General features: G+C 72.0%; 16 protein-coding genes and 1 riboswitch. Of the genes, 8 read left to right on the top strand and 8 right to left on the bottom strand.

The features are described 5' to 3' along the window. Positions 1-287 precede the first annotated feature (287 nt). The gene (locus A6A25_RS07210) at positions 288-1,067 is read right to left on the bottom strand and encodes a hypothetical protein (RefSeq protein WP_241828535.1); all 780 of its coding nucleotides are present in this window, start codon (positions 1,065-1,067) and stop codon (positions 288-290) included. Positions 1,068-1,286: 219 nt separating this feature from the next. On the opposite strand from A6A25_RS07210, the gene thiC reads away from it, so the two are divergent. The 4 genes from thiC to A6A25_RS07190 are packed head-to-tail and all read left to right on the top strand — an operon-like array spanning position 1,287 to position 5,162. Further along, entirely contained in the window at positions 1,287-2,936 is a 1,650-nt protein-coding gene (gene thiC, locus A6A25_RS07205) for a phosphomethylpyrimidine synthase ThiC (protein WP_073887020.1), read from the top strand. Next, positions 2,936-3,739 (top strand): bifunctional hydroxymethylpyrimidine kinase/phosphomethylpyrimidine kinase, encoded by an 804-nt coding sequence (thiD, locus tag A6A25_RS07200; RefSeq protein ID WP_073887019.1) that lies wholly within the window; start codon positions 2,936-2,938, stop codon positions 3,737-3,739. Before thiC ends, thiD begins: the two co-directional genes overlap by 1 nt. A 10-nt stretch (positions 3,740-3,749) precedes the next feature. Further along, complete coding sequence (locus tag A6A25_RS07195) at positions 3,750-4,559, top strand: class I SAM-dependent methyltransferase (protein WP_073887018.1); 810 nt, start codon at positions 3,750-3,752, stop codon at positions 4,557-4,559. A 45-nt stretch (positions 4,560-4,604) separates the two neighbouring features. Beyond that, positions 4,605-5,162 carry a VanZ family protein gene (locus A6A25_RS07190; RefSeq protein WP_073887017.1) on the top strand — a complete coding sequence of 186 codons (558 nt, stop codon included), beginning with the start codon at positions 4,605-4,607 and terminating at the stop codon, positions 5,160-5,162. Here the strand turns inward: A6A25_RS07190 and A6A25_RS44615 are convergent. Beyond that, positions 5,089-5,418, bottom strand: a complete 330-nt coding sequence (locus A6A25_RS44615) for a hypothetical protein (RefSeq protein WP_198932595.1) — start codon at positions 5,416-5,418, stop codon at positions 5,089-5,091. The genes A6A25_RS07190 and A6A25_RS44615 overlap by 74 nt on opposite strands. On the opposite strand from A6A25_RS44615, the gene A6A25_RS07180 reads away from it, so the two are divergent. Further along, positions 5,411-5,713: a hypothetical protein gene (locus A6A25_RS07180; RefSeq protein ID WP_143192999.1), complete on the top strand. Its 303-nt coding sequence runs from the start codon at positions 5,411-5,413 to the stop codon at positions 5,711-5,713. The two genes, A6A25_RS44615 and A6A25_RS07180, sit on opposite strands and share 8 nt — an antisense overlap. A 265-nt stretch (positions 5,714-5,978) precedes the next feature. On the opposite strand, the gene A6A25_RS07175 is transcribed toward A6A25_RS07180, so the two are convergent. The 4 genes from A6A25_RS07175 to thiO are packed head-to-tail and all read right to left on the bottom strand — an operon-like array spanning position 5,979 to position 8,427. Further along, positions 5,979-6,410 (bottom strand): MarR family winged helix-turn-helix transcriptional regulator, encoded by a 432-nt coding sequence (locus tag A6A25_RS07175; RefSeq protein ID WP_073887014.1) that lies wholly within the window; start codon positions 6,408-6,410, stop codon positions 5,979-5,981. Positions 6,411-6,468: 58 nt separating this feature from the next. After that, complete coding sequence (locus A6A25_RS07170) at positions 6,469-7,224, bottom strand: thiazole synthase (RefSeq protein ID WP_073887013.1); 756 nt, start codon at positions 7,222-7,224, stop codon at positions 6,469-6,471. Between the two features lies 1 nt (position 7,225). Beyond that, positions 7,226-7,426, bottom strand: coding sequence for a sulfur carrier protein ThiS (thiS, locus tag A6A25_RS07165; RefSeq protein ID WP_073887012.1), 201 nt, complete (start codon positions 7,424-7,426; stop codon positions 7,226-7,228). Beyond that, on the bottom strand, positions 7,423-8,427 hold the full coding sequence (gene thiO, locus A6A25_RS07160; protein ID WP_073887011.1) for a glycine oxidase ThiO: 1,005 nt from the start codon (positions 8,425-8,427) through the stop codon (positions 7,423-7,425). The genes thiS and thiO overlap by 4 nt, the downstream gene beginning before the upstream one ends. Beyond that, positions 8,428-8,539: riboswitch (TPP riboswitch) on the bottom strand. A 44-nt stretch (positions 8,540-8,583) separates the two neighbouring features. Between thiO and thiE the strand changes: the two genes are divergently transcribed. Further along, positions 8,584-9,243: a thiamine phosphate synthase gene (gene thiE / locus A6A25_RS07155; RefSeq protein WP_073887076.1), complete on the top strand. Its 660-nt coding sequence runs from the start codon at positions 8,584-8,586 to the stop codon at positions 9,241-9,243. Next, positions 9,243-9,998 carry a dioxygenase family protein gene (locus A6A25_RS07150; protein ID WP_073887010.1) on the top strand — a complete coding sequence of 252 codons (756 nt, stop codon included), beginning with the start codon at positions 9,243-9,245 and terminating at the stop codon, positions 9,996-9,998. Before thiE ends, A6A25_RS07150 begins: the two co-directional genes overlap by 1 nt. A 93-nt stretch (positions 9,999-10,091) precedes the next feature. Here the strand turns inward: A6A25_RS07150 and A6A25_RS07145 are convergent, their stop codons facing one another. Continuing rightward, complete coding sequence (locus tag A6A25_RS07145; protein ID WP_073887009.1) at positions 10,092-11,258, bottom strand: S1 family peptidase; 1,167 nt, start codon at positions 11,256-11,258, stop codon at positions 10,092-10,094. A 539-nt stretch (positions 11,259-11,797) separates the two neighbouring features. On the opposite strand from A6A25_RS07145, the gene A6A25_RS07140 reads away from it, so the two are divergent. Continuing rightward, complete coding sequence (locus A6A25_RS07140) at positions 11,798-12,733, top strand: threonine ammonia-lyase (RefSeq protein WP_073887008.1); 936 nt, start codon at positions 11,798-11,800, stop codon at positions 12,731-12,733. Positions 12,734-12,742: 9 nt separating this feature from the next. On the opposite strand, the gene A6A25_RS07135 is transcribed toward A6A25_RS07140, so the two are convergent. Then, a complete protein-coding gene (locus A6A25_RS07135) occupies positions 12,743-14,200 on the bottom strand; it encodes an MFS transporter (protein ID WP_241828534.1) in 1,458 nt (485 codons plus the stop codon). Positions 14,201-14,525 lie beyond the last annotated feature (325 nt).

Here is a 14,525-nt window from a genome sequence, read left to right as displayed (position 1 = left end):
GGGCTGGCGGTGGGTCCGGGCTGGCGGTGGGTCCGGGCCGGCGGTGGGTCCGGGCCGGCGGTGGGTCCGGCGGCCGGCGGTGGATCCGAGAGGCCGCCGGTGGGTCTGGGGTGGGGGCTCGGGCGGTGGGTGGTGTGGGGCGGGGGTTGAGGGGCGGTCCTCGTTGTTTTAACCGACGTTCGAGGGGGCGGATAACGGCGTTTTGGTTCGTTGGTTTTTGAGGTTCACCCGGTTAGGTGGCCGGTGTGGGTGGCGGGAGAGGGGTGGATTGTTGCTGTTCGGGCTGGTCACGGGCCTGGCAGGCCCGTGACCGGGTCGGTGGCACGCTCGCCCGCGCCTGGCTGCGGTGTGTCTTGGAGTGGGGCTGTGGCGGGGTGCCGATCGGGTTGGGTCTTCGGTTGGTGGTCGGCACGTTGTGAGTGGTCGGGGCGTCGCCAGGGCAGTTCCGGGTAGGTCGCCAGTTCGACGTGGGTGGTGCAGCGGGCCAGGTCGGCGTAGGTGCCGGCTAGGACGGCGGCTCTGATGCGACGCACTTGACCGACCGTCGGCAGCTCCCCCACCAGCAGGAACGGCAGCAGCAGGCGCCAGGCACCAACGGTGGCGGCACGGTGGCGGTGTGGTGCGCGCAGTGCCGCGCGGGCCGCACGCAGTGCGTGCTCGCCCGCACTGATCGCCACCGGGTACCCGGCGTGGTCCCACGACCAGCGCAGGCCGTCGGCCATGGCGCAGCGCACGCAGTCGGCGGGCCCGGTGGCCAGTTCCTCGCCGCACTGGGAGCACGCGAGCAGCGTCATCGCCCAGTCGGTGCACGTCCAGGGGTGCCGTCCGACTTCGTCGGCGAGGACGAGTTCGGCCAGTTCACGTTCTCCCGCCCCGCCCTCGGCGAGCTGTTCGGCGGCCAGCAGCTCCTGCCAGTCGAGCAGCCAGTACTGGTCGACGAGCTCCGCGCAGAACCGGCACGCGGGGTAGCCGCGGCCGGCCAGGTCGCCGCACGACGGGCACGGCGAGACGGCGGCGGGGCGGGCCACGCGCCGGGCGCCGGGCGGGAACGGCTGGTGATCAGCCACGCGAGAAAGGTACGCGCAACCGGTGGCGCTTGGCATCCGCACCTTGGCATCGGCACCTGGCCGTGGCTATGGTCAGGCCGACAGCTCGACTCACACCGATAACTCAACACACGCGGGAGCTCGCGCCACAGCGGGCTGAGAGGGTGGCTGGAGCGCGAGGCTCCGGTGCCGCCGACCGCCTGAACCTGACCGGGTAATGCCGGCGTAGGGAGGAATGTCGTGACGGCACTTGACGACCGTTCGGTCAAGCCCAGTGTGACCACCGGCCCCATCTCGGGCTCCCACAAGGTCTACCGCGAGGTGGGCGAGGGTGTGCGGGTCCCGTTCCGCCGGGTTGGGCTGACCAACGGCGATCACGTCGATCTGTACGACACTTCCGGTCCGTATACCGACGACAACGCGACCATCGACGTCCACAGTGGACTTCCGAAGCTGCGCGCGGACTGGGTCGCGGCGCGCGAGCCCGTGCACGGGGCGGTGACCCAGCTGGCGTACGCCAAGGCGGGGATCATCACGCCGGAGATGCGGTTCGTGGCGGCCCGCGAGAACATGAGCCCGGAGTTCGTCCGGGACGAGGTGGCGATCGGCCGGGCGGTCATCCCGCTCAACCGCAACCACCCCGAGGCCGAGCCGATGATCATCGGCAAGAAGTTCCTCGTGAAGATCAACGCGAACATCGGCAACTCGGCCGTGACCTCCTCGATCGAGGAGGAGGTGGAGAAGATGGTGTGGGCGTCGCGGTGGGGCGCCGACACGATCATGGACCTGTCGACGGGCAAGCGGATCCACGAGACGCGTGAGTGGATCATGCGGAACTCGCCGGTGCCGATCGGCACGGTGCCGATCTACCAGGCGTTGGAGAAGGTGGACGGCGATCCGGCGAAGCTGTCGTGGGAGGTCTACCGCGACACCGTCATCGAGCAGGCCGAGCAGGGCGTCGACTACATGACGGTGCACGCGGGCGTGCTGCTGCGGTACGTGCCGCTGACCGCCCGCCGGGTGACGGGCATCGTGTCGCGCGGTGGGTCGATCATGGCCGCGTGGTGCCTGGCGCACCACAAGGAGAGCTTCCTCTACACGCACTTCGAGGAGCTGTGCGACATCCTGCGCGCCTACGACGTGACGTTCAGCCTGGGTGACGGGCTGCGGCCGGGTTCGATCGCGGACGCCAACGACGAGGCGCAGTTCGCCGAGCTGAGGACGTTGGGCGAGCTCACGCACATCGCGCGGGCGAAGGACGTGCAGGTGATGATCGAGGGCCCGGGTCACGTGCCGATGCACAAGATCGCGGAGAACGTGCGGTTGGAGGAGGAGTGGTGCGGCGAGGCGCCGTTCTACACCCTCGGGCCGCTGGCCACGGACATCGCGCCCGCGTACGACCACATCACGTCGGCGATCGGTGCGGCGCAGATCGGCTGGCTGGGCACGGCGATGCTGTGCTACGTCACGCCGAAGGAGCACCTGGGCCTGCCGAACCGGGACGACGTGAAGACCGGCGTGATCACGTACAAGATCGCGGCGCACTCGGCGGACCTGGCCAAGGGCCACCCGGGCGCGCAGGACTGGGACGACGCGCTGTCGAAGGCGCGGTTCGAGTTCCGGTGGGAGGACCAGTTCAACCTGTCGCTGGACCCGGACACGGCTCGGTCCTACCACGACGAGACGCTGCCCGCGGCGCCCGCGAAGACGGCGCACTTCTGCTCGATGTGCGGGCCGAAGTTCTGCTCGATGAAGATCACCCAGGACGTGCGGCGGTACGCGGAGGAGCGCGGTCTGTCCACTGTGGAGGCGATCGAGGCGGGCATGGAGGAGAAGTCGCACGAGTTCACCGACCACGGTGCCAAGGTGTACCTGCCGGTGGTCGACTGATGGCGTCCACGCCACCGAGGGTCCTCACCATCGCCGGGTCCGATTCCGGCGGTGGTGCGGGCCTGCAGGCCGATCTGAGGACGTTGTTCGCGTGCGGTGTGCACGGGATGACGGCGGTCACGGCGGTGACCGTGCAGAACTCGCTGGGTGTCACCGGGTACACCGAGATCCCGCCGGACGTGGTGGCCGCGCAGATCGAGGCGGTGGCCACCGACATCGGGGTGGACGCGGCGAAGACGGGGATGCTGGCGTCGGCGGCGATCATCGAGGCGGTCGCGGCGGCGGTGGACCGGGTGGACGTCGGGCCGTTCGTGGTGGACCCGGTGGCGGCGTCGATGCACGGCAACCAGCTGCTGGCCGATGACGCGCTGGACGCGTTGCGGACGTTGCTGTTCCCGCGGGCGACGCTGGTGACGCCGAACCTGGACGAGGTGCGGCTGCTCACCGGGATCGACGTGCGCAGCCGTGCCGACCAGCGCAAGGCCGCCGAGGCGCTGCACGCGATGGGCCCGCGGTGGGTGCTGGTGAAGGGCGGGCACCTGTGGGACGACCCGGAGTGCCTGGACGTGCTGTTCGACGGTGCGGAGTTCGTCGAGCTGCTCGGTCCCCGGTACGACGTCAAGCACACGCACGGCAGCGGTGACACGCTCGCGTCGGCGATCGCGTCGCAGCTCGCGCGGGGTGCGGACGTGCCGTCGGCGGTGCGGTTCGGCAAGGACTTCATCGTCCGCTCGGTGGCCGCCGCGTACCCGTTGGGTGGCGGGGTCGGTCCCGTGTCGCCGTTGTGGCGGTTGGAGGGCTAGCTTCGGTGGGGTGGAGGTCGACCTGACCGGCGCTCCGGAGACGATGCTGGCGACGCTGTACGCGCGGGCGCTCGACGCCCGCGCGCGGCAGCCGATCCTCGGTGACACCGCCGCGTTGGACGCCGTGTCGCGCATCGAGTACGACTTCCCGCGCACCGGCATCACCGCGTCGACGGCGGCGGGGGTCGCGATGCGGGCGAAGCTGCTGGACGACTGGACCGCCGACTTCCTGGCCCGGCACCCGTCGGCGACCGTGCTGCACCTGGCGTGCGGGCTGGACACGCGTGCGCAGCGGATGGCGTTCGGGCCGGGGGTGCGGTGGGTGGACGTCGACCTGCCGTCGGTGGCGGTGCTGCGAGAACGGCTGCTGGACGTGCCGGGCGGGGACTACCGGCTGGTGCACGCGTCCGTGACGGACGCCCGGTGGTGGGCCGAGGTGCCGGCGGACCGGCCCGTGGTGGCCGTGTTCGAGGGGCTGACCATGTACTTGACCGGGGACGAGGTGCGCGGGCTGGTGCGGCGGGTCACCGGGAGGTTCGGGCGTGGTGAGCTGCTGTTCGACGTGTACGGGTCGTTCGGGATCAGGTTGCAGAAGCTGGTGCCGGCGGTGCGGCGGGCCGGGGCGACGTTGCACTGGGGGCTGGATGATCCGGCCGTGGTGGAGTCCTGGCACGAGGGGTTGAGGTGCGTGGACGCGGTGCGGTCGGTGGAGCTGCCGCAGATCGCCGCCGAGCCGCTGTCGGGGCGGGTGCCGATGTGGGTCATGGCCCGGTTGCCGAAGGTCAGGGACGTCGGGCGGGTGCTGCGGTACCGGTTCTAAGGATGCTCTCAGGCACCGGCGTGGAACTCGCGCGTCTTGTAAGACATGGGCGCACTTCAGGACGCTTACGTCGCCGAGCTGGTGTTGAGCCAGCCCGAGGCGGTGACGGCGCTGTTCGCGGGCTCGGTGCTGCTGGGCACGGTCGGGTTCGTGCTGGCGCGGCGGCGTGGCTGGGCGGCGTTGCCCGCGGTGCTGGCGGGGTGCGGGCTGGCGTTGGCGGTGGCCGTGACGCTGGCCCGGCCGGGTGGGTCGTTCTCGGTCGCCACCACCGACCCGATCGGGATGTGCGTCGCCAACGAGTTCTCGCTGACCGGTTCCCTGCCGCGGCTGAACCTGGTGATGCTGGTGCCGTTCGCGTTCTTCGCCACGCTGGCCACCCGCAGTCCGCTGGCGGTGTTCGGCGTCGCGGCGGCGTTCAGCGGGGCGGTGGAGTTCCTGCAGGCCCTGACCGCGATCGGGGTGTGCGAGGCGCAGGACTTCATCAACAACACGGTGGGCGCGTTCTTCGCCGTGCTGGTGGCGTGGCTGCTCACAGCCGCCGCAGGTAGCCCTCGTGCAGCGCGCGGAGGTCGACCGTCTCGGGATCCGGCAGCCACAAGGTGAGCGCGCCCTCGAGGAACGCCGCCGGCTCGGCCGCCCGGTCCGCGCCGAGCCGTTCGGCGAACGCCCGGCGCAGGGCGCGGTTGCAGGCCAGGAAGCGGGTGCGGACCTCGGTGTCGCCGGCCAGGTGCTCGGCCTGCCGCACGACGTGCAGCGTGGCCAGGCCCTTGTGCTCCACCGTCCAGCGCCCGCCGCCGGAGTGGAACTCGCTGATCGAGTACGTGTCCGGCACGGCGGTGGCGGGCGCGGAGGTGCGCACGCGGGCCGCCTGGGGTTCGCCCGCGCAGCGCGAGTTCGAGGGCCGGATCACGGCGGTCGAGCCGCCCCGGCTGCTGGCGTCGGAGGGCGGTGACCCGGAGCTGTTCTTCGGCAGGCACCGGTGGGAGCTGTCCGAGGAGTCGCCGGGCGTGACGCTGCTGGTGAACCGCGAGACGTGGACCGGGCCGCCGGCGGCTTCGGTGTACGCGTCGAGCGTCGACCTGCTGACCGGCGAGTTCGACGCGTTCAACCGGGCGCTGAAGGCGGGAGCGGAACGACTCGCCCGGCCCGCTTGAACCTCGCCCGGCTTCAACGCCGAACGCCTCGAACCCCGGGCTGCACGACCCCCGGGCTGACGGACCTCGGGCTGACGAACCTCCGGGGGCTCGGACCTCGGGCTGACGAACCTCGGGCTGACGAACCTCGGGCTGACGAACCTCGGGAGGCTCGAACCCTGGATCGCGCGAACGCTGCGCAGGCGTCCCCGCATAGGGGGACCCCTGTTCTTCATTCTGCCACGAGGGTCTGACAATTCCGGGGCGTCGAGCTCCCGGGAAGCGGTCAGCTCACCTCGCCGACCAGTTCCTCCAACGCGGGCAGGGCGTTGACCAGGGCGTCGCGGTGCTCCGGGCTCAGCTCCTCGATCCTGCGCTGCAACTCCCGCACCCGCGCCGAACGCACGCCGGACACCATCGTCACGCCCTCGGGTGTCGGTGTCGCCAGCCAGGCACGGCCGTCCTGCGGGTCCGGTTCACGGCGCACGTACCGGGCCTCCACCAAGGCCGCCACGATCCGCGACAACGTCGGCGGCGCGACGCCCTCCTTGGCGGCCAGGTCGCCCAGCCTCATGGGGCCGCACCGGGCCAGCGTCGCCAAAGCCGACACCGCACCCGGCCCGAGCCCCGGCGACCCGGTGCGCCTGAGCAGCCGGGATAGCCTGCCGATCGCGAGGTACAGCCGGGCGGTGGCGTCCTCGACCTGGTCGGCCGTCACGGCACTCCTCCTCGGGCAGACGGACACGGGCGAGCATCCATCATGCCGTGCCGGGCAATCACTCCACTGCCGGACTCGACGCGTGCGCCCAGAAACGCTTCGGGATCCGGCCCGCCAACCGCGCCAACCGGCCCGCTTCCACGCCCGCGCGCATCGCCGCCGCCATCCGCTCCGGGTCCTGCGCACGCGTCACGGCGGTCGCCAGCAGCACGGCCGAGCAGCCCAGTTCCATCGCCAACGCCGCGTCCGACGCCGTGCCGACACCCGCGTCCAGGATCACCGGGACCGACGCCCGTGACACGATCAGCTCGATGTTGTGCGGGTTGCGGATGCCCAGCCCCGTCCCGATCGGCGAACCCAGCGGCATGACGGCGGCGCAGCCGAGCTGTTCCAGGCGCAGCGCCAGCACCGGGTCGTCGGAGGTGTAGGGCAGCACCACGAACCCGTCGTCGACCAGCTCCTCCGCCGCGTCCAGCAGTTCCACCGGGTCGGGCAGCAGGGTCTGGTCGTCGGCGACGACCTCCAGCTTCACCCAGTCCGTACCCAGCGCCTCCCTCGCCAGCCGCGCCGTGAGCACGGCTTCGGCGGCGGTGCGGCAGCCGGCCGTGTTCGGCAGCGCGGCGACGCCCAGCCGGCCGAGCAGGTCCAGCACGCCGCCGCCGGACGAGTCCAGGCGCCGCATCGCGACCGTCGTCAACTCGGTGCCGGACGCCACCAGCGCGCGTTCCAGCACCGACAGGTTCGCCGCACCACCGGTTCCCATGATCAACCGCGAGCCGAACTCGCGCCCGGCGATCACCAGCGGATCGTCCACGTCACCCTCCCTGCACGGCGGTCAGCACCTCGACCGCGGACCCTTCGGGCACCGACGTCGTCCCCCACGCCGCCCGCGGCACGACCTCGCCGTCCAGGGCGACCGCGACACCGCTGGCGGGCGCGTCGAGCAGCGCGAGCACGGTGGCGACGGTCGACCCGTCGGCCAGTTCCCGTTCCAGACCGTTGACCTTCGCCTTCACCGGCTGTTTCCTCCTTCGCGGAGCAGGGTGAGCACCCGCCGCGCCGTGACGGGCGCGAGCAGCAGACCGTTGCGGTGGTGGCCGGTGGCGGCCAGCACGCCGGGTTCGAGCCAGTCGATGACCGGCGCGTTGTCGGGGCTGCCCGCGCGGAACCCGGCGGCGACCTCGGCCAGCCCGTACTCGGCGATGCCCGGCCACACCACCTCGGCGTCGCGCAGCAGGTCGCGCACACCGCCCACGGTCACGTCACCGTCGAACCCGGCTTCGTACTGGGTGGCGCCGAGCACGAACCCGCCCTCGCGCGGCACGAAGTAGACCGGGCGGCCGGAGACCTGGGCGCGGATCGTGTGCCGGGGTGGCGGCAGCGCGCCCGGCCGCGCCGACAGCCGCAGGATCTCGCCCTTCACCGGACGGATCACCCCGCGCAGCGCCGGGTGCAGGTCGCGGCTCCACGCGCCGGCCGCGATCACCGTCACGTCCGACTCCGAACCACCGTCCGACGCGGTGTCCGGTGCGAACACCACACCGTTGCCGGCGCACGCCTCCCGCAGCGCCCGCAACAACGCCCGGTTGTCCACGGCCACGTCACCCGGCACCGACAGTCCACTCCGGACCGGACCGAGCCCCGGCTCCCGTGCCCGAAGCTCGCGGCCCGTCAGCTTCGACGCCGACCGCCCCATCCGCCCGAGGTAGGCGCACAACTGGTCCAGCACCTCGACGTCGGCCCGGTCGACGGCCACCGCCAACGTGCCCACCGGGCTCAACGCGACACCGAGATCACGCGCGAACTCCGGCCACAGCTCCAACGACTCGACGCCGAGCGCCAGCACGTCCTCGTCGCCCGGCCACGCCTCGGTGATCGGTGCGAGCATCCCGCCCGCGACCCACGAACCGCCGTGCGGTGAACCGCGGTCGACCACCACGACCCGGTAGCCGGCACGTGCCGCGTACCAGGCCACGGACAGCCCGATGACACCACCGCCGACGACGGTCACTCGCATTGCCAAGGCACTCACGCTCCCTGCGCCGGCATGACCCGGATCAGGTTCGACGGTCGGAGCGAACCACGCTCCCTCTCAGCCCGGTGTGTTCCAGGCTCCCGTGCGGACCACGTCCACCGTAGCGCACGAAACGCCCCTGCGGTTACGGTGCCGCCCGTGCCAGGACTCGACGGAACGCTCATCAGGCGGCGGCTCGCCGACGCACGGCTCTACCTCTGCACGCCCGCGCGGCCCGACCTCGCCGAGTTCGCGGACGCCGCGCTCGCGGGCGGCGTGGACATCGTGCAGCTGCGGGACAAGGGCCTCGAAGCCAAGCAGGAGATCGCCGCGCTGGAGGTGCTCGCCGAGGCGTGCGCCCGGCACGGCGCGCTGCTCGCGGTCAACGACCGGGCCGACGTGGCGCTCGCCGTGGACGCGGACGTGCTGCACCTGGGCCAGGACGACCTGCCGGTGCCGCTCGCCCGCCGGGTCGTCGGCGACGACGTGGTGATCGGCCGGTCCACCCACGACGTCGGGCAGGCGCGGGCGGCGGCCGCGGAGCCGGGGGTGGACTACTTCTGCACCGGGCCGTGCTGGCCGACGCCGACCAAGCCTGGCCGTCCGGCGCCGGGGCTGGACCTGGTGCGCGCCACCGCGGGCACTTCCGACCGGCCGTGGTTCGCGATCGGTGGCATCGACCGCGCACGGCTGCCGGAGGTGCTGGCGGCGGGCGCGGAGCGGGTCGTGGTCGTGCGCGCCATCACCGAGGCCGAGGACCCCCGCGCCGCCGCAGCCTGGTTGAAACTTCAACTAAAGGGCGTACAGTCGACGGCGTGATGCCTGTGCTGTACCTGGGCCACGGGGCACCCCCGCTGGCCGACGACGAGCGGTGGACCGGCGAGCTGAGGTCGTGGTCGGCGACGTTGCCGCGTCCCGAGTCCATCCTCGTCGTGTCCGCGCACTGGGAGAACGACCCGCTCACGCTCGGCGCGACCACCACCGTGCCGCTGACGTACGACTTCCGGGGCTTCCCCCGGCGGTACTACGAGGTCACCTACGACGCGCCGGGCGCGCCCGAACTGGCACGCGAGGTCGCCGGGCTGGTCGACCGGCCCGTGGCGCACGACGAGCGGCGCGGGCTCGACCACGGCGCGTACGTGCCGCTGAAGGAGATGTTCCCCGAGGCGGACGTCCCCGTGCTGCAGATGTCCATGCCCAGCCTCGACCCGCGCGACCTGTTCGACGTCGGCCGCCTGCTCGCGCCGCTGCGCGAGCAGGGCGTGCTGATCGTCGGCAGCGGGTTCATGACCCACAACTTGAGCTGCGTGGACATGTCCGCGGGCCCCGACTACGAGCCGCCGTCGTGGTCGGCCGAGTTCGACGACTGGGCGGGCCGGGCGCTGGCCGACGGCGACGTGGACGCGTTGCTGGACTTCCAGCGCAAGGCGCCCGCCGCGGGCATCGCGCACCCGCGCACCGAGCACTTCGCACCGCTGTTCGTGTCGTTGGGCGCGAGCGCCGCGCAGGAGGCCACGACCACCGTGGACGGGTTCTGGTACGGGCTGTCCAAGCGGTCCGTGCAGTTCGCCTGACCCGCGCGCGAACGCCCCCCGGGTCGGAACCCGAGGGGCGTTGCGTCAAGCAGTGCGCGGTCCGCAGGGGACGACCACGCGCCGACCTTCAGGTCAGCCGATCGCGAGCCGCAGGCCGTAGACGCTGAGGATCTCGTTGACCGGCTGGAAGTAGGTCGTGCCACCGGTGGAGCAGTTGCCCGAACCGCCGGAGGTCACACCCTGGGCCTGGCCGTAGCCACTGCCCGCCACCCACGAGCCGCCGGAGTCACCGGGCTCGGCGCACGCGTTGGTCCGCGTCATGCCGTAGACCGCGCCCTGCGAGTAGCGGACCGTCTGGTTCTTGGCCTGGACGTAGCCGCAGCGCCAGCCGGTGGTCGAGCCGGAGCGGCAGATCGCCGCGCCGATCGCGGCCTCCGAGGAGCCCTTCACCACGACGTTGGTGCCGTTGTAGCGGTTGACCCACGGACGCGAGGTCCAGCTGGAGTTCGTGCGAACCCACGCGTAGTCGTTGGTCGGGAACGACGAGCCCGCGAACGAACCCGAGGTGACGCGGTTGTAGCCCTGGGTCGTGGTGCCCACGCGGCCGCAGTGGCCCGCCGTCACGTAGCCACCCGCGGTCACCGAGAAGCCGACCGAGCAACGGCCGCCACCCATGTAGTAGGCGTCACCACCGCGGGTGTCGTACAGCGTGGTGGGGCTGTGGTCGACCTCGACCACCCGCACCGCAGGGCTGACCGACTTGGCCGAGGCCAGGAACGACTCCGCCGCCGCGTCGCGCTTGACCCGGTTGACCTCGACGACGACCGAGTTCGTCGGCTCGTCGACCCACCAGCCGGTGACCGACTCGGGCGCCGACAGGCCGTCGATCGCCGCCTTCGCACCGGCCAGCTGCCGGTGGGAGAAGGCGACGTACTTGGCGTCGGCGCCCACGGTCTTCGCCGCGCGCGCCTTCGCCGGGTCGGTCACCGCGACGACGAGCTTGCCGGTCGCCTGGTTGATCCAGGAGCCCGCGAAGGCACTCCCGACCGCGGCCTTCGCCGCGGACTCGACCTCACCCGCCCGGGTGTCACTCGCCAAACGGGCGGTGACCTGTTCGGCGGTCAGGCCGAGGTCACGCTGCGCCGCTTGGAGCAACTCGGCGGGGTAGCTCTCCGTGTCGGCCGGGCTTGCGCCATAGGGCGCGGCGGGTGCCGCGATGGCCGGTACGCTGAGAGCTGTAGCCGCACCAACGGCCAGCAGGACGGCCGTCGTGTGGCGGACCGCACTCGTGCGGTTCATTAGGCGTCTCCCTCATCTTCGGGTGCAGGGAACCCGAGAGCCTGGTTGCAGGGACCGCTCTCGGGGGCTCTAGGGGGACGGGTGGTGGGGCGGCGGCAGGGGTCGCCCCACCCCTTTACTTCTCGCCCGGGTCGTCGCTCGGGTCTTCGAGTCCGTCGTCGCGCTCGTCGCGCTCGGTGAGGCGCACGGCAAGGACCGCTCTCCGGCGTCTCGCATGGCACTCCTCCCCGGTCTCTACCGATCAGTACTCGCCCGTTCGAGCGACGTTATGACCCTGTTACCTATTACGGTTCAGGCCATCTGAGGGCGAAGTGTGTCACAGCACACGCCGACGTGACTGCGCTGTGTAGCGTTTGACAGTTAACTCTCACTCAAGGTAGTGAGACGATCACCGATTCGGGCGGATTTGCCAGAAGTAAGTGATTCGGTGAAGCCAGCCACGGACGTGTGAATGCTGTTGCCCCGGGTGGGCGAGGCAGGAGGAGTTTCGGTAACGACCCGTGTAGCCGCGATGCCGCCGCAGGGGTGAGGATCGGCACATGGGACTCGTCACGATCTCCGATCTCCAAGCCGCCGCCGACCGCATCAAGGGCGCCGCGGTCCGCACTCCCCTGCTGCGGTTCGACGACGGGTTGTGGCTCAAGCCGGAGAGCCTGCAGCCGGTCGGCGCGTTCAAGGTCCGCGGCGCGTACAACGCGCTGGCACGGCTGCCCGAGGACGTGCGGGCGCGCGGCGTCGTCGCCTACTCCAGCGGGAACCACGCGCAGGCCGTCGCGTACGCGGCGGAGCTGTTCGGCGTGCCCGCGGTGATCGTCGTGCCGGACGACACCCCGCGGGTCAAGGTCGACGCGACCCGCTCGCACGGCGCCGAGGTCGTGCAGGTGCCGATGGTGCGGCGGGAGGCGCGGGCCGCCGAGCTGGTGGCCGAACGGGGCGCGACGCTGATCCCGCCGTTCGACCACCCGGACGTCATCGCCGGTCAGGGCACCGTCGGGCTGGAGGTGATCGCCGACAAGCCCGACCTGGGCACGGTGCTGGTGCCGGTCAGCGGCGGCGGGTTGATCTCCGGCGTGGCCGCGGCGGTGAAGGCGCTCAGCCCGGCCACGCGGGTGATCGGGGTGGAGCCGGAGCTGGCCGGTGACGCGGCCGAGTCGCTGCGGGTCGGCACGCTCATCCGGTGGCCCGCCGAGGACCGGGCCAGGACGATCGCCGACGGGCTGCGCGCCGAGCCGTCCGAGCTGACGTTCGAGCACATGCGGGCCTACGTGGACGACATCGTGACGGTGTCGGAGGAGCAGATCGGGGCGGCGGTCGGCGTGCTCGCCCGGCGGGCGCGGCTCGTGGTGGAGCCCAGCGGCGCGGTCACCGTCGCCGCCTACCTCGCGCGACGGTCCGAGTGGGAGTCGTCCGGTGGGACGGTGGCGGTGCTGTCCGGCGGGAACGTCGACCCGGAGGTGTTCGCCCGGTACCTCTAGGCCTGTGCTTCAGTCGTGCACGCGCGCGGGCGGGCCGTCCACGGCGCAGTTGTGGCACTCGGGCACCTCCGGGGTCGGCTTGAGCACGCCGTTGTCCGTGCCGAGGGCCAGCAGGCCGCCGACGATGGACGCGACCGCGCACACCAGCAGGGCCGTCTGCCAGCCCTCGGTGAGCGCGGTCGGGTCGGCGTACTGGGCGCCGGTCAGGCCCGCCACGGCGGGCAGCACGGCCACCGCGACCAGGCTGCCGGTGCGGGCGACGGCGTTGTTCACGCCCGAGGCCACCCCCGCGAACCGGTCGGGGGCGGCGGCCAGCACGGTCGCCGTCACCGGCGCCACCACGGCGGCCAGGCCGAAGCCGAACACCAGCAGGCCGGGCAGCACGCCCGTCCAGTAGCCCGCGCCCGGCTCGACCCAGCGCAGCATCAGCATGCCGACCCCGATCAGGACCGGTCCTCCGACGAGTTGCGCGCGGGGCCCGATGCGCTGGGCGAGCGCGCCGGAGCGGGCGGACAGGGCCAGCATGATCAGCGTGATGGGCAGGCTCGCCAGGCCGGAGGCGGTCGGCGAGTAGTGCAGTGACACCTGCAGCTGCAGCACCATGAGCACCATCACCCCGCCCAGGGCCGCGTAGACGAGGAACGTCAGGGCGTTGGCCAGCACGAACGTGCGATCGGCGAACAGCTGCGGCGGGACGAGCGGGTCGCGGCCCCGGCGCTGCATCACGACGAACACCACCAGGCAGCCCACGCCGACCACCGCCGCCGTGACCACGAGCGCGTCCGCACCCCGGACCGGCGCCTCGACCAGCGCGCCGGTGATGCCCGCCAGGCCGATCGCGCCGACGACCGACTCACCGATGTTCGGGTGGCCGGTGAGGGCGTCGTCGCGGGACTCCGGCACGTGGCGGCGGGCCAGCCACACGCACAGCGCCGCGACCGGCAGGTTGATCAGGAACGCGAGCCGCCACGACCACACCTGCACCAGCAGCCCGCCGAGCAGCGGCCCGATCGCCGTGGCCACGCCGGACAGGCCGGACCACGCGCCGATCGCCCGGCCCCGGTCGGCGCGGACGAACACCGACTGGAGGATGGCGAGCGAGCCGGGGGTCAGCAGCGCTCCGCCGACGCCTTGGAGCACCCGTGCGACGACCAGCAGTTCCGTCGTCGGTGCCAGGCCGCAGAGCAGGGAGGCCGCACCGAACCAGAGCACGCCGAAGGTGAAGACCCGGCGGCGGCCGTAGCGGTCACCGAGCGAGCCCGCGATCAGGATCAGCGAGGCCAGGGCCAGCAGGTAACCGTCGAGGATCCACTGCAGGCCGGCGACCGAGGCTTCCAGCTCGGCGCCGATGCGGGGCAGGGCGACGTTGACGATCGTGCTGTCGAGCATCGCCATGCCCGAGCCGAGGATGGTCGTCGCCAACACGGCCTTGGCCCGGCCCGTGCCCCACACCACTGTCTCCGCCACCCGGCCCATTGTGCGCTCGGAGTTGCGTACAGGGCGCGCCGGAGCCGAAAGCCGAAGGCCGTAAGCCGAAGGCCGTAAGCCGAAGGCCGTAAGCCGAAGGCCGTAAGCCGAAAAGATCAAAAGCGTCCTCGCCGGACGGGCAGATCAGCAGGATGACATCCCCCGGTTCCGTTCGGGGTGTCGTTGCGTCGGGAACTGCTGATCCAGCGTGGTCCCGGGTTTCGTGTCATCCCACCGACCTCCCTCCGGGCTACCACACGCGTCAAGGGGGCAGTTCCAGCCCAACCCGCCGGTCACGCCGAGAGGTGCCCCCTTGACACGTGCG

Origin of the sequence: Saccharothrix sp. CB00851 (genome assembly GCF_001905065.1) — a bacterium.
Classification (GTDB): domain Bacteria; phylum Actinomycetota; class Actinomycetes; order Mycobacteriales; family Pseudonocardiaceae; genus Actinosynnema.
This window is presented reverse-complemented; position numbering and strand designations above follow the sequence as displayed.

Excerpts from the sequence above, each read along its gene's own strand:
- A6A25_RS07150 (WP_073887010.1), top strand. The coding sequence starts at position 9,243 with ATGCCTGTGCTGTACCTGGGCCACGGGGCACCCCCGCTGGCCGACGAC.
- thiO (WP_073887011.1), bottom strand. The coding sequence starts at position 8,427 with ATGCGAGTGACCGTCGTCGGCGGTGGTGTCATCGGGCTGTCCGTGGCC.
- A6A25_RS07190 (WP_073887017.1), top strand. The coding sequence starts at position 4,605 with ATGGGCGCACTTCAGGACGCTTACGTCGCCGAGCTGGTGTTGAGCCAG.
- thiD (WP_073887019.1), top strand. The coding sequence starts at position 2,936 with ATGGCGTCCACGCCACCGAGGGTCCTCACCATCGCCGGGTCCGATTCC.
- A6A25_RS07140 (WP_073887008.1), top strand. The coding sequence starts at position 11,798 with ATGGGACTCGTCACGATCTCCGATCTCCAAGCCGCCGCCGACCGCATC.
- A6A25_RS07145 (WP_073887009.1), bottom strand. The coding sequence starts at position 11,258 with ATGAACCGCACGAGTGCGGTCCGCCACACGACGGCCGTCCTGCTGGCC.